The sequence below is a fragment of the Caldimonas mangrovi genome (assembly GCF_023721835.1).
Taxonomy (GTDB): Bacteria; Pseudomonadota; Gammaproteobacteria; order Burkholderiales; family Burkholderiaceae_C; genus Caldimonas; species Caldimonas mangrovi.
This window is the reverse complement of the sequence record NZ_JAMKFE010000003.1, coordinates 222,027-242,280: the sequence shown is the minus strand read 5'-3', so window position 1 is coordinate 242,280 and position 20,254 is coordinate 222,027. Positions and strand designations below refer to the sequence as shown.

At 67.8% G+C, this 20,254-nt stretch carries 19 protein-coding genes; 8 read left to right on the top strand and 11 right to left on the bottom strand.

The window, feature by feature from the left end; genetic code table 11:
• The first annotated feature begins 6 nt into the window (after positions 1 to 6).
• Positions 7 to 882: an NAD(P)-dependent oxidoreductase gene (locus M8A51_RS06260; RefSeq protein ID WP_251777337.1), complete on the top strand. Its 876-nt coding sequence runs from the start codon at positions 7 to 9 to the stop codon at positions 880 to 882.
• Here M8A51_RS06260 and M8A51_RS06255 read toward each other — a convergent pair.
• The 5 genes from M8A51_RS06255 to M8A51_RS06235 form a co-directional block, all read right to left on the bottom strand.
• On the bottom strand, positions 879 to 2,270 hold the full coding sequence (locus M8A51_RS06255) for an MATE family efflux transporter (protein WP_251777336.1): 1,392 nt from the start codon (positions 2,268 to 2,270) through the stop codon (positions 879 to 881). The two genes, M8A51_RS06260 and M8A51_RS06255, sit on opposite strands and share 4 nt — an antisense overlap.
• A 270-nt stretch (positions 2,271 to 2,540) precedes the next feature.
• Positions 2,541 to 3,704 (bottom strand): patatin-like phospholipase family protein, encoded by a 1,164-nt coding sequence (locus M8A51_RS06250; RefSeq protein ID WP_251777335.1) that lies wholly within the window; start codon positions 3,702 to 3,704, stop codon positions 2,541 to 2,543.
• A gap of 112 nt (positions 3,705 to 3,816) precedes the next feature.
• Positions 3,817 to 4,923 carry a cytochrome P450 family protein gene (locus M8A51_RS06245; protein ID WP_251777334.1) on the bottom strand — a complete coding sequence of 369 codons (1,107 nt, stop codon included), beginning with the start codon at positions 4,921 to 4,923 and terminating at the stop codon, positions 3,817 to 3,819.
• A 187-nt stretch (positions 4,924 to 5,110) separates the two neighbouring features.
• A complete protein-coding gene (locus M8A51_RS06240) occupies positions 5,111 to 5,344 on the bottom strand; it encodes a helix-turn-helix domain-containing protein (RefSeq protein WP_251777333.1) in 234 nt (77 codons plus the stop codon).
• 24 nt (positions 5,345 to 5,368) lie between these two features.
• Positions 5,369 to 5,821, bottom strand: coding sequence for an autoinducer binding domain-containing protein (locus M8A51_RS06235; protein WP_251777332.1), 453 nt, complete (start codon positions 5,819 to 5,821; stop codon positions 5,369 to 5,371).
• A gap of 300 nt (positions 5,822 to 6,121) precedes the next feature.
• Here M8A51_RS06235 and M8A51_RS06230 point away from each other — a divergent pair, with 300 nt between their 5' ends.
• The 4 genes from M8A51_RS06230 (at position 6,122) to M8A51_RS06215 (ending at position 8,948) form a co-directional block, all read left to right on the top strand.
• Positions 6,122 to 6,526 carry a hypothetical protein gene (locus M8A51_RS06230; RefSeq protein ID WP_251777331.1) on the top strand — a complete coding sequence of 135 codons (405 nt, stop codon included), beginning with the start codon at positions 6,122 to 6,124 and terminating at the stop codon, positions 6,524 to 6,526.
• Between the two features lie 244 nt (positions 6,527 to 6,770).
• Positions 6,771 to 7,973, top strand: coding sequence for an ammonium transporter (locus M8A51_RS06225; RefSeq protein WP_251777330.1), 1,203 nt, complete (start codon positions 6,771 to 6,773; stop codon positions 7,971 to 7,973).
• A 122-nt stretch (positions 7,974 to 8,095) separates the two neighbouring features.
• On the top strand, positions 8,096 to 8,563 hold the full coding sequence (locus M8A51_RS06220; protein ID WP_251777329.1) for a penicillin-insensitive murein endopeptidase: 468 nt from the start codon (positions 8,096 to 8,098) through the stop codon (positions 8,561 to 8,563).
• 7 nt (positions 8,564 to 8,570) lie between these two features.
• The gene (locus M8A51_RS06215; RefSeq protein ID WP_251777328.1) at positions 8,571 to 8,948 is read left to right on the top strand and encodes a hypothetical protein; all 378 of its coding nucleotides are present in this window, start codon (positions 8,571 to 8,573) and stop codon (positions 8,946 to 8,948) included.
• Between the two features lie 100 nt (positions 8,949 to 9,048).
• On the opposite strand, the gene M8A51_RS06210 is transcribed toward M8A51_RS06215, so the two are convergent.
• From M8A51_RS06210 to M8A51_RS06195, 4 genes are read right to left on the bottom strand one after another with little or no spacing between them, the layout of a single operon-like run.
• The gene (locus tag M8A51_RS06210; protein WP_251777327.1) at positions 9,049 to 9,837 is read right to left on the bottom strand and encodes a hypothetical protein; all 789 of its coding nucleotides are present in this window, start codon (positions 9,835 to 9,837) and stop codon (positions 9,049 to 9,051) included.
• Positions 9,838 to 9,880: 43 nt separating this feature from the next.
• Positions 9,881 to 10,948 carry a TRAP transporter substrate-binding protein gene (locus M8A51_RS06205; RefSeq protein ID WP_251777326.1) on the bottom strand — a complete coding sequence of 356 codons (1,068 nt, stop codon included), beginning with the start codon at positions 10,946 to 10,948 and terminating at the stop codon, positions 9,881 to 9,883.
• Entirely contained in the window at positions 10,932 to 14,579 is a 3,648-nt protein-coding gene (locus M8A51_RS06200) for a hydantoinase B/oxoprolinase family protein (RefSeq protein WP_251777325.1), read from the bottom strand. The genes M8A51_RS06205 and M8A51_RS06200 overlap by 17 nt, the downstream gene beginning before the upstream one ends.
• A gap of 49 nt (positions 14,580 to 14,628) precedes the next feature.
• Positions 14,629 to 15,177 (bottom strand): winged helix DNA-binding protein, encoded by a 549-nt coding sequence (locus M8A51_RS06195; protein ID WP_251777324.1) that lies wholly within the window; start codon positions 15,175 to 15,177, stop codon positions 14,629 to 14,631.
• Positions 15,178 to 15,431: 254 nt separating this feature from the next.
• On the opposite strand from M8A51_RS06195, the gene M8A51_RS06190 reads away from it, so the two are divergent.
• Genes M8A51_RS06190 through M8A51_RS06180 form a run of 3 tightly spaced genes read left to right on the top strand, consistent with a single transcriptional unit; the run spans position 15,432 to position 18,227 of the window.
• Positions 15,432 to 16,403 (top strand): TRAP transporter substrate-binding protein, encoded by a 972-nt coding sequence (locus M8A51_RS06190; RefSeq protein WP_251777323.1) that lies wholly within the window; start codon positions 15,432 to 15,434, stop codon positions 16,401 to 16,403.
• Between the two features lie 2 nt (positions 16,404 to 16,405).
• Positions 16,406 to 16,915, top strand: coding sequence for a TRAP transporter small permease (locus M8A51_RS06185; protein ID WP_251777320.1), 510 nt, complete (start codon positions 16,406 to 16,408; stop codon positions 16,913 to 16,915).
• A gap of 10 nt (positions 16,916 to 16,925) precedes the next feature.
• Positions 16,926 to 18,227 carry a TRAP transporter large permease gene (locus tag M8A51_RS06180; RefSeq protein ID WP_251777318.1) on the top strand — a complete coding sequence of 434 codons (1,302 nt, stop codon included), beginning with the start codon at positions 16,926 to 16,928 and terminating at the stop codon, positions 18,225 to 18,227.
• Between the two features lie 48 nt (positions 18,228 to 18,275).
• Here M8A51_RS06180 and M8A51_RS06175 read toward each other — a convergent pair whose 3' ends face one another.
• Positions 18,276 to 19,229 (bottom strand): lipase secretion chaperone, encoded by a 954-nt coding sequence (locus M8A51_RS06175; RefSeq protein WP_251777316.1) that lies wholly within the window; start codon positions 19,227 to 19,229, stop codon positions 18,276 to 18,278.
• A complete protein-coding gene (locus M8A51_RS06170) occupies positions 19,229 to 20,164 on the bottom strand; it encodes a lipase family alpha/beta hydrolase (protein ID WP_251777314.1) in 936 nt (311 codons plus the stop codon). Before M8A51_RS06170 ends, M8A51_RS06175 begins: the two co-directional genes overlap by 1 nt.
• Positions 20,165 to 20,254: the final 90 nt, after the last annotated feature.

Genomic DNA, 20,254 nt, shown 5'->3' with positions numbered 1-20,254 from the left:
GTCGCGATGACCGCAGCTGCGCAGCGCATCGGCATCGTCGGGGTCGGCAACATGGGCGGCGCGATGGCCGAGCGGCTGCTGTCGCAGGGCTGGCCGGTCGCCGTGCGCGATGTCGACGCCGCACGGGAACATGCCCTCGCGGCCCTCGGTGCAGTGGTCTGCGCCACACCGGCCGAACTGGCTGCGCGCAGCGACTGCGTGATCGTCGCGGTCGTCGATGCCGCGCAGACCGAGGCCGTGCTGTTCGGCCCGGACGGCATCGCGACCACGCTGGCCCCGGAGCGCTGCGTGATGCTGTGCCCGACGATCGCCCCTGACTGCACCGAGGCGTGCGCGCAACGGCTCACCGCCCTGGGCCTCCACTGCATCGACGCGCCGATGTCCGGCGGCCCCGCGCGAGCACGCAACGGCAGCATGAGCCTGATGGTCGCGTGCAGCACGGCCGTTTTCGAGCGGCACGCCACGCTGCTCGGCGTGTTGTCGGGGCATGTATTCCGGCTCGGTGAACGCATCGGCGACGGCGCCCGCACCAAGCTGGTCAACAACCTGCTGGCCGGCATCAACCTGGCGGCCGCCGCGCAGGCCGTGCTGCTGGCCGAGCGGCTCGGACTCGATGCCGTGCGCACGCTGGAGGTGATCGAACAATCGAGCGGGCAGAGCTGGATCGGCAGCGACCGCATGCACCGGGCACTGGCGGGCGACGTCGCAGTCCACGCGCACACTGCGCTGCTGGCCAAGGACACGCGCCTGGCCCTGGACGCCGCCGGTGCAGCGGGTGTCCGGCCCACGCTCGGCGTCGCGGCGGCGAGCCTGTTCGCGCAAGCCTGCGCCGCCGGCCACGCGTCGCTCGACGACAGCAGCCTGCTCGACTTCCTGCGCTAGGCGGACACCGCCCGCTGACGCCCCACCCGCCGATGCGTCTCGCGCGCATGCGGCACCCAGCCCCGCCAGTGCCAGCGCGCCGCCATCGTCAAGCCGCGCAGCCACTCGTCGGCCGCATACGCGATCCACACGCCCACCAGGCCCCAGCCGAGATACACGCCCAGGAACCACGAGCCGCCAGCCAGCACCAGCACCATCGACAGCGCGCCGGCCAATACCGGAAAGCGTGCATCGCCGGTGGCCCGCAACGCATTGATCACGACCAGGTTGAAGGTGCGCCCCGGCTCCAGCAGCACCGTCAGCCACAGCAGCTGCGTGGCCGTCTCGACGATGCGCGCGTCGCTGGTGAACAGACGCAGGTACCACGGCGCGCCGATCGCCGCGAGCAACGCGACGCCCGTCGAGACCGCCAGACCGAGCCGCACGCTCTTGCGCACGAGCCGGTGCGCCTCGTGCAATGCGCCGGCACCGACCAGGTGACCGACCAGGATCTCGCTGGCAAAGCCGATCGCCAGGCCGAACAGCAGGATGAAATACATCACCTGCATCGTGTAGCTGTGCGTGGCCAGTTCCGCCGCGCCCATGCGGGCCACCATCGCGATGCTGACCATCAGCGCCAGCCGGTAGGCGACCGCCTCGGCGGCTCCCGGCAGGCCGATGTGCAAGGCCGGCCCGAGCCGGCGCCAGCGCAGCGCCCACCAGTCGCGCGCGGTGGGCACCAGTTGCAGCCGCCAACGCCACAGCCACAAATGCCAGGCCAGGCCGAAGGCACGGCTGAGCGCCATCGCGAGCGCGAAACCGACCAGCCCCAGGGGCGGCAACGGCCCGAAGCCGCTCATCAGCGGCACGCACAGCAGCAGGTGCAGCGCATGCATCGCCAGCATGTTGTAGAGCGTGTCGCGCGCATGCAGGTGCGCGCGCATCACCGCTGCCATCGTTGCGTTGTAGGCATCGAGCGCGAGCGCAACGGCCGCCATCGTCAGGAACGGCACCGCCAGGGCCATCACGCCGTCCGGCGCATTCATCCAGTGCAGCAGCCACGGCGCCGCCACTGCCACGGCAGCCGCCGTGATGCCCGCCAGCCACGAAGTAGCGCCGAGCGAGGCGCGTGCCGTCTCGTCCGCCGTGCGCCGGTTGCCGGCGCCGAGGTTCTGCGTGATGACGACGCTGACCCCCATGCTGATGACGCGAAAGAGAATGAAGAACGCGGCCTGCAGATGGTTGACCAGCGCGAAGGCGCCCGAGGCTTCGTCGGACATCCGCGATGCCATCCACAGCCCCGCCAAGCCGACCAGCATGCCCAGCAGCAGCTCGGCCAGCAAAGGCCAGGTGATCGAGAACAGGGCCGGGCGCGGCGCGCCGGCGCGCGCAACGCGAGCGGTGGGCATGAGGTCAGCGGATGGGGGGCGGGTGAGAACCGGCGCAATGTCGCCGACCTGTTCTTCTCGTTATTCCGGATATCGGAAATTAGTTCGCTTTGTACACTAATCAGGCCGAGCTTGCAGAGGACGGTTCCTTGCGTCCCGCAGCGCGGCGAGCGAGCGTTGTATACGGGGTTCATTGCAACGCTCTCGGCACCGACGGGTTACGACGTCTGCCATGAGCGCGTCCCCGCCCCCGGTCCTTCCCCGTGGAGGGCCGGGGTTCTTTTTGATGGATCAGGTGCGACGTCGGCCGAGCAGGCGCTTGACCCCGTCGATCAGACGGCGCGAGCGGGTGCGCGGGCGCTGCTGCCGAGCCTTCACCGGTGCCATTTCCTCGCGCAGCGGCTTGGCGAGGAACTCACGCTCGATATCCAGCGAGGAGCGCACACCCAGATCCGCCTTGTGCTCGCGCAGCCAGCGGTCCGCCGCGCTTCGGCCGAGTTCGCACAGCTTCTGCAGGAAACCCCAGTCGGTGTTGAACTTGCTCGACGCGTTGAAGGGCAGCAGCCCGGCGTCGTCGGCAATCATGTGCATGCGCAGGTCCTTGTAACGCCCCGGGTCCAGCCGGTGCTCACGCAACAGGCGCGAGACGAACGCGATGGCACGCATTTCCGCCATCAGGCTGGTGTTGAAGGTGATCTCGCTGAGTCGGTCGATGATCTCCACGCTGCGGCGCGGCGTGCCTTCGCGCCGCAGCGGGTTGAGTTTGACCAGCAGCACGTCCAGGGCGTCGGTCTGGTAGATCAGCGGAAAGATGGCCGGATTGCCGACGTAGCCGCCGTCCCAGTACGGCTCGCCGTCGATCTCGACGGCCTGGAACATGAAGGGCAGGCAGGCCGACGCCAGTAGCGCGTCCTCGCTCAGCTCGTCGCCGGTGAACACGTGCGCCTGGCCGGTACGCACCGACGTGGCGGTGATGAACAGGTGCACCCGGGGTGCGGCTCGGTGACAGTTCTTCAGCACCGACGCATCGACGTGCCGGCGCACCACGTCACGCAGCGGGTTGAGATTCAGCGGGTTGAATTCATAAGGGCTGAACGAGCGCCAGAACACGTTCATCCACTGGTAGGCGGGCAGTTGGTCGAAGTTGAAGTTGCCGCCGGGCGGGCGACCGTGCGCCGGAAAGGGCGAAAAGATCTGCCCGCTGACGCTGACGTCGCGCCAGAAATCATGCAGGGCCTGCCGTCCCTGTGGCGGCCCGCCTCGAGCGAGGCCGGTCACCAGCACGCCGGCATTCAGGGCGCCGGCACTGGTGCCGGAAATGCCGCTGATCTCGAGATCGTCCTCCTCCAGCAGCCGATCGAGCACGCCCCAGGTGAAGGCCCCGTGCGAGCCACCGCCTTGCAGCGCGAGGTCGATACGCCGGCGCGCGCGGCCGGCGGAAACAGCCTGATCCATTGAAACTCCCGGGTCGGCGCAGGATCAGCTGACGGCCGCGCGCCGCGCCGCCTTCCTGCAGCCGACACGGTACACGCTCTCAGTGAAGCGCCGGGTGGCCCGGCCGCAGAACTCAAAAATGCCCGAGGGTTGCGATGCCTTGGGCGGGTCGCACTGTCTCGCGGCTCGGGCCGACGTCGAACGCCAGGCCGGCGCGCAGCCATGCGGCGACCGCTTCGACGGCGAGGGTCTCCGCCAGCAGCTGCCCGGCCGACGCGAACGGCTCGGCACCGAACGCGAACACCTTCGCGCTCTTGCGGTCCGGCAGGAAGGCGGGCGGTATCGCCTGCGTGAACGCAGCCGGCTCCGGGGCCCACACGGCGACCAGCGCATCGCCCGCACGGAGCGTCTGCTTGCCGACCGCCAGATCGCGCCCGCACACGCGAAAGGCATGCCTCAACGGCGGCGCACGCCGGCGCATCTCCCGCACGAAGGACGCCAGCAGCGCAGGCTCGCGGCCCGCAAGTTCCGCCACCCGTGGCGCCGCACACAAGGCCCGGACGGTGTTGCGTATCAGCACGGCCGCCGCCTTGTGGACCAGGTAGAACAGCTGGGCCAGCCGCAGCACGGCCCGTTCCAGCGTCACCTCCGGGCGGCGCGCGGCGAGGTCGGCCAGCCGGCTGAGCACGCCCGTCCCGCGCAGCGGGCCCCCGGGCCGGCAGGCGATCGACTGCATCACCGCCAGCAGTTCACGTGCGGCAGCCGGCGCCAAGCCGAGCGGGGCCTCCGGTTCGCCGGCGTGGCCGCAGCGCCCGGCCCGGGCCGCCAGCTCGGCAAGCTGATCGTCGCTCGCGCCCAACAGAGCCCCGAGCGCGTGCCCCGGCAGCAGCCGGGCATGATCGTGCAGGCCGTCCGCGCGGCCGAGGGCCAGGCCGGTCGCCGCGAGTGACGTGCCGGCGCGGCGCGCCGCCTCGCGCACCTGGTGTTGCGACACGCCGTCCAGCAACGCGGCGACCACGCGTTCCACCTCGCGATGCGGCTCACCGCGCGGCAGGCACGTCCCCCCGGCCGCAGGTACCGAGCTGAGCGTGGACACCAGCAGCGACGATTCGCACAGGCAGCAGGCGGGGTGCCGAAGCAGGTCATCTGCCGCGTCGGCGCCCAGCACGACCCAGAGCCGCAAGCCGGGGTCGTACTGCAAGGGGCGGTCCAGCTGGAAGTGGGGTGGAGACGTCGGCATGCTGATGCGAACCCTTCGTCGAAGGGTCGCTTCCTGCCCCGGCCGGTGATCGCGGCCGGGACGGGCTTGGCGGATGAAAAGCCGCGATTTCAAGGCAGCATCGCTGCAGTGGCAACTGTCAGGGTTCACAGACCGCGGCGAACCGTCCGGTGCATGCCTACCCCGGCGGCCCCCGACGCGAACGCCGCTACAGCAGGCCCAGCACGGCCGCCCGGACCGCCGCGGCCGTCTTATTGCTGGCGCCGAGCTTGATCATGGCGTTGTTGATGTGGAAGTTGACGGTCCGCTCCGAGATGCCAAGGATGTCGGCGACGTCATTGGACGTCTTGCCATCGGCCGTCCAGCGCAGCACCTCGACTTCGCGCTCGCTCAGCTTGACGTCGATCTCGGGCAACAGCCGAGGAGCAATGAGGTCTTTCATTCCAACATGCGCCACTTGCGCCAGTCAAAACATCTTCGGCAGGTTCACCACGAGTTCTTCGCTCGTGATGTCGCCTTCCGAGCGAGCAAAGGACGTCATGCTCAAGAGGCCCCGGGTGTCGCGCACCGGCACCCCACAGCCCACGCGCAGGCCGAACGATGAGGCTTCGTCCCAGAATTCCTTGGAGGCAGCGGTGACGCTGTCGGCCCATACCAGGATCTTGGACGACGACAGGCCGTGCTTCACCGTCGGGTCGATCGCCAGGTAGCCACGCTGCTCGTAGCGCTCCTGCCATGCGGCCGGGAAGTTGTTGTACATCGCCATGCGCGGGTTGGAAAGAGGCAGAGCCACGCGCAGCCAGTAACTGCAGAATTCGAAGCCGAGATCCTGCGCCGCCTCGACCAGGCGTTCGAAGCGCTCGGTTTCCGAGCCGGCCGCCAGCAGGGTCTGGACGCCTTCCTCCTGCCAAGCCTTCATCGATTCTCCTGTGCCACCGAAGCGAACTCCTACCAAGCACCGCAACAGGGCCCGAGTGTAGACGCTCACCTTCTCGAGCTTGCGCCCGACGACTCGCAAAGCGCTGATTATGTCGGGATGCTGCTGATTGCACTCGTATGTAACAGCATCAAGTGGCCGGGTGCGCCGCATACGTCACGTCGCCGGCACGCGCGCCACCCCCGACAGGGCGATGCGCCCGATCGAGCAGCCGACTAAGCTGAACCTGCCCCGTCGAGCGGTACTGCGGGCTCCCCTCGTCATTCTTCTGGAGGAAGCGCCATGCTGCCATGGTTCTGGCTGTGGGCCCCACACGTCCATTGGCCGTTCAGCGGAGACGTCGCGCAGGACATTGCCCCCGACACGCGCTGGTTCTTCAACGCCATTCCGCCCGAAGCCGGCGTCGGCCCGATCGAGCAAAAGATCTTCGAGGCCCACTCCTATGGTCGCCAGCTGGGCATGCTGACCGCCGTGCTGCTCGACCTGGCCGATCGATCGGCACCGCCCGAGGACGCCGAAGCACAGCAACGGCTGGCCGGATTGAAAACCATGTGCCAGGAGATCGAACACATCAAGGCTCAACACGGCGAGGCACTGGCGGCGGCCGCTGCGACTGCATTGCGCCGCCTCCAGGCACATGACCCCGCCGCACTGCGCGAGGTGCTGACGCGGTTCTCGAACCCCTGACGCGCGGCACCAAGACCGGGCGCCGCACACGCGCGCGCCCGCATTTCGTGCGTTCACCTCTCCATGGTGCCCTCAATTTGTGCCCACCACGCCCCATTCCGGGGAAATGCTCCGCCCCAAAAAGGCACAGACCTTGCTTTGAACTGGTGCGTTTTACTGACAGCCCCCGCTGGCCGCGCCATCCAGGTGCAGTCAGCGGGGGTTGCGTCGTCTGCAAGCGGCCAGGCAACAACGAGAGGGTCTCATGGAGTCATTCAAACAGGGCAGTGACGCCCTTTTCATCCTGCTGGGCGCCATCATGGTGCTCGCCATGCATGCCGGTTTCGCCTTCCTGGAACTCGGCACCGTGCGCAAGAAGAACCAGGTCAATGCGTTGGTGAAGATCCTGGTCGACTTCTCGGTGTCCACGCTCGCCTACTTCTTCGTCGGCTACACCGTGGCCTACGGCGTGCAGTTCTTCAGCGACGCCACCGTGCTTGCACAGCGCAACGGCTACGACCTGGTGAAGTTCTTTTTCCTGCTGACTTTCGCCGCGGCGATTCCCGCGATCGTTTCGGGCGGCATCGCCGAACGGGCCAGGTTCTACCCACAGCTACTCGCCACCGCGGCGATCGTCGGCGCGGTCTACCCGCTGTTCGAGGGCGTGGTGTGGAACGGCAACTTCGGCATCCAGGCCTGGCTCGAGTCCGCCACCGGCGCGCCGCTGCACGACTTCGCCGGCTCGGTGGTGGTGCATGCGGTGGGCGGGTGGATCGCGCTGCCGGCCGTGCTGCTGCTCGGCGCGCGCAGCAACCGCTACCGCAAGGACGGGGCCATTTCGGCGCATCCGCCGTCGAGCATCCCCTTCCTTGCCTTGGGCGCCTGGGTGCTCACCGTGGGCTGGTTCGGCTTCAATGTGATGAGCGCGCAGACGGTCGACAAGATCTCCGGCCTGGTCGCCGTCAATTCGCTGATGGCCATGGTGGGCGGCACCCTCGCCGCGCTGATCGCCGGCCGCAATGACCCCGGCTTCGTGCACAACGGGCCGCTGGCCGGGCTGGTGGCCGTGTGCGCCGGCTCCGATCTGATGCACCCGGCGGGTGCGCTCGCCACCGGCGCCATCGCCGGCGCCTTGTTCGTCACCACCTTCACGCTCACGCAGAACCGCTGGAAGATCGACGACGTGCTCGGCGTGTGGCCGTTGCACGGCCTGTGCGGGGCCTGGGGCGGCATCGCAGCCGGCATCTTCGGCAGCACCGCGCTCGGCGGCATCGGCGGCGTCAGCTTCCTGGGGCAATTGCTCGGCACGCTGATGGGCGTCGGCTGGGCCCTGCTCGGTGGTCTGGTGGTCTATGGCGCGATCAAGCTGCTGTTCGGCTTGCGCCTGAGCCAGGAGGAGGAATTCGACGGCGCCGATCTGAGCCTCCACCGCATCACGGCCACGCCGGAGCGGGAGGTGAACTGGTAGGGTCGGGCCTTCTCCTTCCGCACAGCACGTTGTAGGCTACCGCGGCGCAAGCAGGTCGGCTTCGTCCTGCCTGCGCCGCAGGCACACCGCCCACCACAACAAGCAACAGGAAGGAAAAACACATGCAGACCACTGTCGTCGGCATCGACCGCCGAAGCTTTTTCGTGCTTCCCCAAGCGCCCGAGGAAGCCGGCTACTACACCTACGGGACGCCCATGGGCGGAGCAGGGCAATACGCCCACCCCCAGATGCTGACCTTCATCTTTCAGCTCGAGTTCGCCTGGAGTTCGATCGACGATCGCAAGTTCGGCATCGGCAACATCAGCTTGGCCGATGGGGCGTCATTTCCCCCGCACAGAAGCCATCGCAGCGGCCTCGAAGTGGACATGCGCCCGCTCAGGAAGGACCGCAAGCACTTGCCGGTGCGGTATACCGAGTCGACCTACGACCGCGTCGCGACCGAGCGTCTCATCGACCTGATGTACGCCACCGGCATGGTGCGCCGTGTTTTCTTCAATGACGGGTCGATCGCCCGTGTGAGTCCGATGCGCGGCCACGACGATCATCTCCACGTCGAAGTGATCGGCTGAGGCAGATATGCACGTGCGCAAAGCTCTCATCGTGTCTGTCGCTCTTACAACGGGCTTGTCTGTTGCCGCCATCCCGGCGTGGGAGTTCTCTTACAAACCCGCGCAGGCGAGCTTTGCGACCTTCGGCGGCGGTCTGGGCGACCCGGTGCCGCCTTCTGAGCAAGACAGCAGAATCGCGTTCCAGCTTCGTGGCCAAGCTGCTCGGGAGATGTTCGACGCGATGGGGCCAGACAAGACGGACGCGTGCAGCAGCACGGCCGGGGAACGGTTCCGGTCACGCGACGACGACCGGCTGACCTGCACGCGCTCGCCGAAAGGAGAGTACGCCTGCTACTTCGGATTCGATCTGAAAACAGGCGCCAGCGTCGGCGGATCGGTATGTTGAGGCCCGTTGGCTGCGGTGCGGCTCGCAGCGTTGGCACTACGCTTGTGACGACTGCGACGCCCTGTTCATCGCCGGAGTGAAAGGCCCGGTACGGTAGCGGCTAACGCCGCGCCAGGCGTTGGTGCAGCAGGTGCACCGCCAGCGCCGCCGACAAGGCCGCTGCCAGCGCGGCACAGGCGGCGATGGCCTTGCCGGCCCCGGGTAGCGTTGCATGCAGCACGACGAAAAACGCGGCAAAGCCGAACAGGCCCCGCACGAAGCCCGTCAGCAGGGCGACCGTGGCCTGCGCACCATGACGCGGCAGCGTGAAGCAGGGCAGCACGTTCCCGGCGATAGGGATCGCGAGCAGCAAGCCGCTGACCATCACCGGCAGCACGTCGGCACCGAGCATGATCGCTGCGGCCATCACGAGCGCCGCGGCGACGCGCCAGGCCAGTTCGCTGCGCGGGATCGCCACCGGCCCGCCCACAGGCGGCCCCGAGCCCGCGCGGCGGGCGCAGTGGCGCATCGCGAGCAGCCCGACCGCCGGTGCCATGAGCGCCAGCGCGTAAACCGCCTCGGCCGGCAGCGTGAGCTGCGCCAAGGCCCAGCCGCCGCCGACGATCGCCGTGTTGGCCGCGGCCAGGCCCGCCCACCAGGGCGCACCCACAGTTGCGCACAGCGCGAACACCACCAGATGCGCGATGGTCGCCGGCAGGCAGACCAGCGTCGCCAGCGCAATGGCAGCCGCGTGCCCAGCAGGCTGCTGCACCAGCACGAACAGCATGATCGGCCCGGCGATCACCGGCATGCCGGCCAGCGCACCGGCGACACCATGGCCATAGCGTCGCGCCGCCAGCGACGCGAGCAGCACCGAGGTCGCGACCAGCCCGAGCTTCAGAAGAAACAATCGGGCTCCTGCATGCCGACCACGAGGGCCCCTCTTGTGCGACTCAACGCGAGGCCGCCTGCGTGAAGTACGGCAGGAACACCGCGTTGCCCAGCCCGTTGGTGGCGCGGATCCACTCGAGCGAGAACTTCTCGCCGAGCCGCTTCAACTCGCGCGTCAGGATGGGCCCCGGCGGCTCGACCGCCATGCCGTGCCCACCCAGCGTCTGCTTGGCGGCCCGCGCGGCGTCCTCGCTCATCTGCCATCCGCGCCGCTGGGCCTGTTCGGCGCTCGCCAGCACCGCCTGCTGCTGCTCGGGCGCCAGGCTGCCGAACGCAGCCCGGCTGACGGCCACCGCGTTTTTCGGGATCCATGCGTGAACGTCGTAGAAGTGCTTCATGCCCGTCCAGGCCTGGCTTTCGACGCCGGTAGCGGCAGAGGTGATCATCGCGTCGATCTGGCCCGACCTGAGGGCCGCCGGCAGGTCGACCGCGTTGACCTCGACGGCCTTGGCCTGCACGTAGGACGCGAAACGGCGCGTGGTGTCGTTGTAGGTGCGCATGCGCAACCCCCGAAGGTCACCGATGGCCTGCAGCGGCCGGTTCGAATACAGGCCCTGGGGCGGCCACGGCACGTCGAACAGCATGCGCAGGCCGAAGTCGCGCGCCTTGTCGTCGATCGGCCGGCGCGCCAGCTCGGCCAGGCGCTGTGCATCGGCATAGCCCGAGACCACGAACGGAATCGCATCGACGCCGGCCATCGGCAGCGTGCCGGCAACCGCGCTGAGCAGGATCTCGCCCGCCTCGAAGCGGCCGTCCTGCACGCCGGGGAAGATGTCCGGCAGCTTGGCGAGCTTGCCGCCCGCATGCACCTCGATCGACAGCGTGCCGCCGGTGGCGGCCTTCACTTCTTGCGCGAACAGTTCGATGTTGCGGGCATGCAAGCCGTCGGCAGAGTAACCGGTGGCCAGGCGCCAGGTGCGCGACGAGGCTGCGGCTGCCGCTCGCGAGTGCGGCAACCAGGCCGCAAGCGGCCCTGCGCAGGCCGCCTGCAGCAGCACCCGGCGGCGCACCGAGCCGCCGGGGCCGGGGTTCATGATGTGGTCTCGAATTCCCTCATTCAGCTGTTCCATAGCCGCCACCTCCGGGCGTTTCGATCACGAACTGATCATCGGCCGCCATTTCGACGGAGCCGATGTGCGTGAGCTGCTGCGTCGATCCGTCCGCGCGCAGCACATAGTTGCGCCCGGGCTCGCCCGCAGCGCCCCCCGCCAACCCGTAGGCTGACGTCGACCTGCCGTTCGAAAGGATCGAGGCGGTCATGGGTTCGAGGAAGCGCACGACACGCGTGCCGCCGTCACCACCGCGGAAGCGGCCGCCACCGCCCGAGCCGGCGCGGATCTCGAAGCGCTCCAGCCGCACCGGATAGCGGAACTCCAGCACCTCGGGGTCGGTGAGGCGCGAGTTGGTCATGTGGGTCTGCACGACGCTGGTGCCTTCGAAGCCGCGCACCGCACGGCCGTCGGCGCCGATATCGATGCCCGCACCGGAGCCGCCGGCGATGGTTTCGTAGTACTGGTACTCGTCATTGCCGAAGGTGAAGTTGTTCATCGTCGGTTGGCTGCCGGCCAGCACACCCAGCGCGCCGTACAGCGCGTTGGTCACGCAGGTCGACACCTCGACGTTGCCGGCCACCACCGCGGCAGGCGGGCGCGGGTTCAGCATCGAGCCTTCGGGCACGATCACCTCGATGGGCTTCAGGCAGCCCGCGTTGAGCGGAATGTCATCGTCGACCAAGGTGCGGAACACGTAGAGCACCGCCGCCATCGTCACCGCGCGCGGTGCGTTGAAGTTGTTCGGCATCTGCTCCGAGGTGCCGGTGAAGTCGACCACCGCCGAGCGCTTCTCGCGGTCGATCTTGATGGCCACCTGGATCTGCGAGCCGTTGTCCAGCGGCAGCAGGAACCGGCCGTCACGCGTCAACGCCGGGTCGAGGCGCGTGATCGCCATGCGCACGCTTTCCTCGGCGTTGTCCTGCACGTGCTTCATGTAGGCCTGCACCGTGGCAAGGCCGAACTGCTTGACCATTGCGCGCAGCTCGTGCACGCCCTTCTCGTTGGCGGCGATCTGCGCGCGCAGGTCGGCGATGTTCTGCTGAGGGTTGCGCGCAGGCCAGGCACCGCTGCCGAGCAGTTCGATGATTTCGGCCTCACGGAAGCGGCCGGCCTCGACGAGCTTGATGTTGTCGAGCAGCACACCTTCTTCGTCGATGGTGCGCGAGAACGGGGGCATCGAGCCCGGCGTGATGCCGCCGATGTCGGCATGGTGGCCACGCGAGGCCACATAGAACAGCACCTGCTGGCCGCCGTCGTTCCAGACCGGCGTGACGACCGTCACGTCGGGCAGGTGGGTGCCGCCGTGGTACGGGTCGTTCAGCACATACACGTCGCCGGGCGACATGTCCGGGTTGCGCTCGATCACCGTCTTGATCGACTCGCTCATCGAGCCCAGGTGCACCGGCATGTGCGGGGCGTTCGCGATCAGGTTGCCTTGCGCGTCGAACAGCGCGCAGGAGAAGTCCAATCGCTCTTTGATGTTCACCGAGTAAGCGGTGTTCTGCAGCCGCAGGCCCATCTGCTCGGCGATGTTCATGAACAGGTTGTTGAACACCTCCAGCATCACCGGATCCACCTCGGTGCCGACCGCGCTGAGTTGCTTGCGCGGCAGCACGCGGGTCAACTCGATGTGGTCGAGTGCCGTCAGCACGGCCTGCCAGCCGGGTTCCACCACCGTGGTCGCGGTGCGCTCGGCGATGATGGCCGGGCCGTCGATCACCGCGCCGCGCGCCATGTCGTCGCGGCGGTAGAGCGTGGCGTCCTGCCAGCCCTCGTCGGTGTACATGCGCACCACGGCGTGGGCGGTCGGACGATGGCGCTCGGCGCTCTGCGCCAGCTCCTCGGGCGTTTCGCCCGGGCCCACGGCCTCGATCGAGACCGATTCGATGACCAGCGCCTTGTCGGGCATCAGGAAGGCGAAGCGGGTGCGGTAGGCCGCCTCGAACGCGGCACGGATCTCGTCGATGCTGCCCAGCGGCACCACCAGCGAGGTGTCGGTGCCCTCGTAGCGCACATGCACCTTCGGCAGCATGCGCACCTGCACCGGCTGGAAGCCCTGACGCACGATCTCTTCCTGCGCCTCGGTGCCGATGCGGTCGAGCGTGCCGCGCGCCGCCGCCAGCCCGGCGGCCGTCAACGGCTGCTCGATCGCGGCCTCGCGCATCGCGATCTGGTCGGCCAGGCCCATGCCGTAGGCCGACAGCACGCCCGCCAGCGGATGCACGAACACCCGCTTCATGCCGAGCGCATCGGCCACAAGGCACGCATGCTGACCGCCGGCGCCGCCGAAGCACTGCAGCGTGTACTGCGTGACGTCGTAGCCGCGCGCGACCGAGATCTTCTTCACCGCATTCGCCATGTTCTGCACGGCGATCTGCAGGAAACCCTGGGCCAGCTCTTCCGGAGTCACCTTGCGCGCGGTCTTGCGCCGCACGTCGTCGGCCATCGCCTGGAACTTCTCGACGACGGCGTCTCGGTCCAGCGCCTCTTCTGCATGCGGGCCGAACACCTTCGGGAAGTATTCGGGCTGGATCTTGCCGAGCATGACGTTGGCGTCGGTGGTCGCCAGGGGCCCGCCTCGACGGTAGCAGGCCGGGCCGGGGTTGGCGCCGGCCGACTCGGGCCCCACGCGCAAGCGCGCACCGTCGAAGCTGAGGATGGAGCCGCCGCCGGCCGCCACCGTGTGGATGCTCATCATCGGTGCGCGCATGCGCACGCCGGCCACCTGCGTCTCGAACGCACGCTCGAACTCGCCGGCGTAGTGCGACACGTCGGTGGAGGTGCCGCCCATGTCGAAACCGATGACCTTCTCGTGGCCGCCGGACACCGCCGTGCGCACCATGCCGACGATGCCGCCGGCCGGGCCGGACAGGATCGCGTCCTTGCCCTGGAAGCGGTCGGCCTGCGTCAGCCCGCCGGACGACTGCATGAAGTACAGCGGCACGCCAGGCATCTCGTTGGCGACCTGCTCGACGTAGCGGCGCAGGATCGGCGACAGGTAGGCATCGACCACCGTGGTGTCGCCGCGCGAGACGTACTTCATCAGCGGGCTCACCTCGTGCGAGACCGACACCTGCGTGTAGCCGACGTGGTGCGCCAACTCCGCGGCGAGTTTCTCGTGCTCCGTGTAGCGGTAGCCGTGCATGAACACGATCGCGCAAGCGCGGATGCCTTCGTCGTAGGCCTTCTGCAACGCGTGGCGCAGTCCGGAACCATCGAGGGCCTCCACCTCGTCGCCGTGCGCGCCGACGCGCTCGTCGGCTTCGATCACGCGCTCGTACAGCAGTTCAGGCAACACGATGTGGCGGTCGAACAGCCGCGGGCGGTTCTGGTAAGCGATGCGCAGCGCGTCGCGGAAGCCGCGCGTCGTCACCAGCACCGTGCGGTCGCCCTTGCGCTCGAGCAGCGCGTTGGTGGCGACCGTCGTGCCCATCTTGACGCACTCGACCTTGTCTGCCGTGATCAGCTCGTCCGGCTGCAGCCCCAGCAGGCGGCGAATGCCCTCCACCGCGGCATCGCGGTACTGCTCGGGGTTTTCGGATAACAGCTTGGCGGTCGTCAAGGAGCCATCGGGCCGCTTGGCGACGATGTCGGTGAACGTGCCTCCGCGGTCGATCCAGAACTGCCAACGTTGGGTCGAAGTGGTCATGGGCGGCTCCCTGAGGTGCGATTCCCGTAGGGGGAAGAAAGGTTGAGGATCAGAGCGAGGCGGCAGCTCTCGCCGCCTGGTCGTACACGCCGGAGAGCACGCGCAGCAAGCGTGCGAGCTCTCCGATCTGTTGGTTGAGCGCGTCGTCCGCCTTCAGCGCATTGATCAGGCAGTTCTCGCGGATCTCGCGATAGCGCTCGACATGCTTGCGGCCGAGTTCGGTGGTGGCGTAGGTCACGTCCTTGCCGTTGCGGCTCGACGCCACCACACCCAGGCCCTGCAGCTTCTTGAGCGAGTAGTTGATCAGGTGCGTGTCCTCGACATTCATGATGAAGCAGATGTCGGACAGACGCTTGTCGCGGGCACGATGGTTGACGTGGTGCAGCACCAGCACGTCCAGCGGCGTCAGCTCGCGCAGGCCTGCAGCCGACATGCAGTGGACGATCCAGCGCGAGAACGCGTTGTTGGAGACGATCAGGCCGAATTCGAACTCGCTCAGCTCCTTGCTGCGCGGGGACACGAGATGCGCCGACGACACGATCTCGTGGTGCGGGGCGTCGGTCTCGTCTGCGGCGGTCGTCTTGCTCTTGCGATTCATGTGTGAACCCTCTCGGTTCATCGCACTGCGGCTGTGCATTTCGCACCCTGGAGGTGCATCATCAGCTCGCTGCGATGGGTGGAACTGTAGCCCAAGTTGAAAACAAAATGCCAACAAAATGTCGACGTATCGGGAAAACACTGATATCACTTCATCGTCAGTTCCTTACATTTCAGTCAGCAAGTTCTTGGCCTCGATCTTGCAACTTTGCCAACACCCGCGGCAAGTGCCGCCTTCACCTGCAAGGAGCTTCCATGTTCAAGACGTCTCTTGCCGCCGTCGCACTCAGCGGTCTGGCGCTCAATGCCTATGCCCAGTCGAAGTGGGACCTCGCTTCGGCCTACCCGGCCGCCAACTTCCACACCGAGAATCTGATGCAGTTCGCCAAGGACGTCGAACAGGCTTCGGGCGGCAAGCTGCAGATCACCGTGCACCCCGGCGCCTCGCTGTTCAAGGCGCCCGAGATCAAACGCGCCGTACAGGGCAACCAGGCACAGCTGGGCGAAATCCTGCTGAGCGCCTATGAGAACGAATGGCCGGTGTTCGGCCTCGACGGCCGCCCCTTCCTGGCCAGCAGCTACAAGGAAGCGCAGCGCCTGTACCAGGCCCAGAAGCCCGCGCTGCAGAAGAAGCTGGGCGAGCAGGGCATGATGCTGCTGTACACGGTCCCCTGGCAGCCGCAGGGCCTGTACACCAAGAAGCCCATCACCTCGTTGTCCGACCTGAAGGGCAGCAAGTGGCGCGCGTACAGCCCCGCCACTGCGCGCATCGCCGAGCTGATCGGCGCCCAGCCGGTCACGGTGCAGGCTGCCGAGCTGTCGCAGGCGATGGCCACCGGCGTGGTGGAGTCGTTCATGACCTCCAGCTCCACCGGCTACGACAGCAAGACCTACGAGCACATCAAGTACTACTACAACGCCCAGGCCTGGCTCCCGAAGAACGCGGTGATCGTCAACAAGAAGGCTTTCGACGGCCTCGACAAGGCGACGCAGGACGCGGTGCTGAAGGCCGCCGCCACCGCCGAAGACCGCGGCTGGAAAGTCTCCGAAGCCAAGGACCGCGAATACCAGGGCCTGCTGAAGAAGAACGGCATGGAGATCACCGAGCCCAGCCCGCAACTGAAGACCGAGCTGCGCAAGACGGTCGGCACGCCGATGCTGGCCGAGTGGATCGAGAAGGCCGGCCCCGAGGGCAAGGCCATCGTCGACACCTATCAGAAGCCCTGATCATGCGCCGGCTGCTCGACGCCCTGTATGACGGCGCCGCCTGGCTGGCGGCGCTGCTGATGGTCGGCACGCTGGTCATGGTCCTGGCCAGCATGCTCGACCGTATCGTGACCCTGCCCCTGCGCGGCATCGACGCTTACGCCGGCTACTGCATGGCCGGCGCCGGGTTCCTGGCGCTGGCGCACACCCTCAAGCGTGGCGAGCATATCCGCGTCACGCTGTTGATCAACAGCCTCGGCGCCACGGGGCGCCGGGGGCTGGAGCTGTGGAGCCTCAGCGCGGCGGTGCTGCTCAGCGGCGCGCTAGCGTTCTACAGCCTGCGCCTGGTGTGGGAGTCGCACGCATTCAACGACATCTCCACCGGCTTTGACGCGACGCCGCTGTGGATCCCTCAGCTGTCGATGGCGATCGGGACCGTGGTCTTCTTCATCGCCTTTGTCGACGAGTGGTGGCAGGAAATACGCGGCAAGCGCATCGCGCCGGTTTCCGCCGAGCTGAAGCTCAACGAATGAGAAGTACATCATGAACGACCTGTTGATCATGACGCTGCTGGTCGCGAGCCTGTTCGCACTGCTGGGCAGCGGCGTATGGATCGGGCTCACGCTCACCGGCGTGGCCTGGATCGGCATGCAGCTGTTCAGTGCGCGGCCGGCCGGCGACGCGATGGCGGTCACCATCTGGGGCTCGGCCTCGTCGTGGACCTTGACGGCGCTGCCGCTGTTCGTCTGGATGGGCGAGATCCTGTTCCGCACCAAGCTGTCGGAAGACATGTTCAAGGGGCTGGCCCCGTGGATGAACCGGCTGCCCGGACGCCTGCTGCACACCAACGTGATCGGCTGCACGATCTTCGCCGCCGTCTCGGGCTCCAGCGCCGCCACCTGCGCCACCGTCGGGAAGATGGCGCTGCCCGAACTCAAGTCGCGCGGCTACCCCGACAGCATCGTGATCGGCTCCCTGGCCGGAGCAGGCACGCTGGGGCTGCTGATCCCGCCGTCGTTGATCATGATCGTCTACGGCGTCACCGCCGACGTGTCGATTGCGCGCCTGTTCGCCGCCGGTGTTTTTCCGGGTCTGATGGTCGCCGCACTGTTGATGGGCTACCTGATGGTCTGGGCCTTGCTGAACCCGGACAAAGTGCCGACGGCCGACCGCTCGATGAGCTTCTTCGAGAAAATCAAGACATCGCGCAGCCTGATCCCGGTGGTGCTGCTGATCGTCGCGGTGCTGGGTTCGATCTACACCGGCCTGGCGACGGCAACCGAGGCCGCGGGCCTGGGCGTGGTCGGCTCCCTGATGCTGTCCGGCGTGCAGGGCTCGTTGAACTGGCGCACCTTCCGCGACTCGCTGATGGGTGCAACCCGCCTGTACTGCATGATCGCGCTGATTCTCGCAGGCGCAGCCTTCCTGACGCTGTCCATGGGCTACATCGGCCTGCCGCGCCATCTGGCCGAGTGGATCGGCTCGCTGGGTCTGTCGCCGCTGATGCTGCTGCTCGCTTTGATGCTGTTCTACATCGTGCTCGGCTGCTTCCTCGACGGCATCTCGGTGATCGTGCTGACGATGGGCGTGGTGCTGCCGATCGTGCATGCCGCCGGCATCGACCCGATCTGGTTCGGCATCTTCCTGGTCCTCGTCGTCGAGATGGCGCAGATCACGCCACCGGTCGGCTTCAACCTGTTCGTGCTGCAAGGCATGACAGGCAGGGAACTGCCGTGGATCGCGCGGGCCTCGGCACCGATGTTCCTGCTGCTGGTCGGCGCCGTCGGGCTGCTCTATGCCTTCCCGGGCATTGCCACCTGGTTGCCGAAACAAATCATGGGCTAAGGGAGGGGGGAACTCGCGAGCGGCCCGCCGGCTGCTCGCGAGTATTTTTCACAACCCCAGCAACGCCTGCACGCGCAGGCGTTCGCGTTCGTCGAAGTGGCGTTCGAGGTAGGCCGCCACGGCCGCCATGCGCTGCGGGTCCGACAGCTCCGGTGCCCGCCGGAGCACTTCCACTTCGCGGTATGCCTGGGCGACGCGCTGCTGCCAGCGCGCCCACTCGGCGTCTTCCTCACGCAGGCGCTGCGCGGCTTCAGGGCCGAACTGAGCCACCCGCTGCTGGTGCAACACCTCGGGGTCGGTGCCCGGCGCGCCGCCGAGCAGCAGCGAATGTGCGGTCGGTTCCGGCGCCGGCGCCGCCGTCGCCATCTCGCGCCTCAGCGCTTCTTCTTCCTCGCGGTAGAAGGCTTCGGCCCATTCAGGCCCCAGGATCCGCCGGCGTGCCAGCTGGCGTTCGGCGAGCGCCGGCTCCCAGCTGCTGCGATCGCCGAGTCTGACCTGATGGTCATAGCGCTGCTGCTGCAGTTGCACATAACGCTGCCAGATCTCGCGAACGCGGCCGGCCGCCTCGACGCCGACATCACGGGTCGCGTCGGCGAGCATCAGCGCGCCCAGTTCGTCGACGCTGGCCTCGCCGAGCGCGCCGAGGTAGTAGTCGAAGCGCCGGCGCAACGCAATCGATGGACGCAACTGGCCGCTCGCATCGACGCCCCAGTCGCCGTCCGGCAAGGTGCCGCGCAACGAGCCTTCGGAGAACACGGCGTGGGCGACCTCTTGCGGTGTACGGCCGGCGGCCGGTGATGGCGCAGGGCCTGCAGGGCCGGCGGCCATCAGGCTGAAGCCATCGCTGCGCCCGATCGGTGCTCCGCCCGGTTCGGCCTGGGTCTGCGCCGCCGCAGCAGTGCAGCCGTCGGGGCACGCCAGCTCCCAGCCGATCGCGCCGAGCAGCGCCAGACCCGCGGCTCCCAGCGCCCACCACGCCGTGCGCGCATGCAGGTGCTGCATCACAGCCCGGCCAGCTTCAGCCTGTTCGCGTGCGACCGGTAGAACGCCACCGGGTCCGGCGTGAACAGCCCCCGCAGACCGAAGGCGTGGTTCATCTGGTCGACGTGGTTCCACGGATAGTCGTCACGCAACACCTGGCCCCAGTGCGATGAGCAGCGACCGACCAGGCCGTCGTTTGCCGCCCCCTTGAACATCAGCGACGTGACCCCGAGCAAGCCGTCGGTCGGGTCGAGCAGGTGGGTCAGCACCGCGGTGCCGCCGGCAGAGTAGTAGCGCACGCCGTTTGCCGCCGAGGGCCCCTGGCCGCAGGAGGTGGGCGGCGCACCGGCCGGGAAGCGTGCGTTGAAGCTGGCGGCGCCGGCGCTCGTCAGCGAATTCATTGCGGCCTCGGAGTTCTGCGGCAGCGACGAGGCGCCCGACAGGAAGCTGATCACGCCGGCGAAGCCATTGACGATGCCGGCCACCACCTGCGTGCTGCCGGTCGCGTCAGTGCCGCGCTTGACGGCGTCAGCCACGGGGCTGCCCTGGTGCGGGGTGCCGACCGTCGTGACCGAGGCGACCAGTTCGGGTGCGACGGCAGCCACATAACGCACCGTCTGCCCGCCATGGCTGTGACCGACGAGGTTGAACTTTGCGTGGCCGTAGGCGGCCTTCAACCGACGCAACTCGGCGAGCAGCTGCTCGCCGCGCACCTCGCTGGCATTGGCGGCCGATTGCTGCGGCACGTAGACGGTGGCGCCTCCGGAACGCAGCGACGACGGTATGCGGTACCAATAGTTGACGATGCCGACCGAATCGAAACCGAACAGTCCGTGTACCAGCACGATCGGGTGGCGGGTCCGGGTGTACGTATCGGCGGCATGAGCCGTCGCCGTCGTGCCGAGAGCGGTGAGGCAGACGGCCGCGAGGGCCGTGCGCGCAAGCAAGCGTTTCACGTCGATGTCTCCTTGTGGAATGTCCGCGCCGCCTCGCGCTACTGCGTCCGAGGAGCGCGGTGAGCGCATTAAAGAACGATCGTTCGTTTT

Bases quoted from the DNA above. Each gene is read 5' to 3' on its own strand.
- M8A51_RS06260 (WP_251777337.1), top strand. From the start codon at position 7: ATGACCGCAGCTGCGCAGCGCATCGGCATCGTCGGGGTCGGCAACATG.
- M8A51_RS06255 (WP_251777336.1), bottom strand. From the start codon at position 2,270: ATGCCCACCGCTCGCGTTGCGCGCGCCGGCGCGCCGCGCCCGGCCCTG.
- M8A51_RS06250 (WP_251777335.1), bottom strand. From the start codon at position 3,704: ATGGATCAGGCTGTTTCCGCCGGCCGCGCGCGCCGGCGTATCGACCTC.
- M8A51_RS06245 (WP_251777334.1), bottom strand. From the start codon at position 4,923: ATGCCGACGTCTCCACCCCACTTCCAGCTGGACCGCCCCTTGCAGTAC.
- M8A51_RS06240 (WP_251777333.1), bottom strand. From the start codon at position 5,344: ATGAAAGACCTCATTGCTCCTCGGCTGTTGCCCGAGATCGACGTCAAG.
- M8A51_RS06235 (WP_251777332.1), bottom strand. From the start codon at position 5,821: ATGAAGGCTTGGCAGGAGGAAGGCGTCCAGACCCTGCTGGCGGCCGGC.
- M8A51_RS06230 (WP_251777331.1), top strand. From the start codon at position 6,122: ATGCTGCCATGGTTCTGGCTGTGGGCCCCACACGTCCATTGGCCGTTC.
- M8A51_RS06225 (WP_251777330.1), top strand. From the start codon at position 6,771: ATGGAGTCATTCAAACAGGGCAGTGACGCCCTTTTCATCCTGCTGGGC.
- M8A51_RS06220 (WP_251777329.1), top strand. From the start codon at position 8,096: ATGCAGACCACTGTCGTCGGCATCGACCGCCGAAGCTTTTTCGTGCTT.
- M8A51_RS06215 (WP_251777328.1), top strand. From the start codon at position 8,571: ATGCACGTGCGCAAAGCTCTCATCGTGTCTGTCGCTCTTACAACGGGC.
- M8A51_RS06205 (WP_251777326.1), bottom strand. From the start codon at position 10,948: ATGGAACAGCTGAATGAGGGAATTCGAGACCACATCATGAACCCCGGC.
- M8A51_RS06200 (WP_251777325.1), bottom strand. From the start codon at position 14,579: ATGACCACTTCGACCCAACGTTGGCAGTTCTGGATCGACCGCGGAGGC.
- M8A51_RS06195 (WP_251777324.1), bottom strand. From the start codon at position 15,177: ATGAATCGCAAGAGCAAGACGACCGCCGCAGACGAGACCGACGCCCCG.
- M8A51_RS06190 (WP_251777323.1), top strand. From the start codon at position 15,432: ATGTTCAAGACGTCTCTTGCCGCCGTCGCACTCAGCGGTCTGGCGCTC.
- M8A51_RS06185 (WP_251777320.1), top strand. From the start codon at position 16,406: ATGCGCCGGCTGCTCGACGCCCTGTATGACGGCGCCGCCTGGCTGGCG.
- M8A51_RS06180 (WP_251777318.1), top strand. From the start codon at position 16,926: ATGAACGACCTGTTGATCATGACGCTGCTGGTCGCGAGCCTGTTCGCA.
- M8A51_RS06175 (WP_251777316.1), bottom strand. From the start codon at position 19,229: ATGCAGCACCTGCATGCGCGCACGGCGTGGTGGGCGCTGGGAGCCGCG.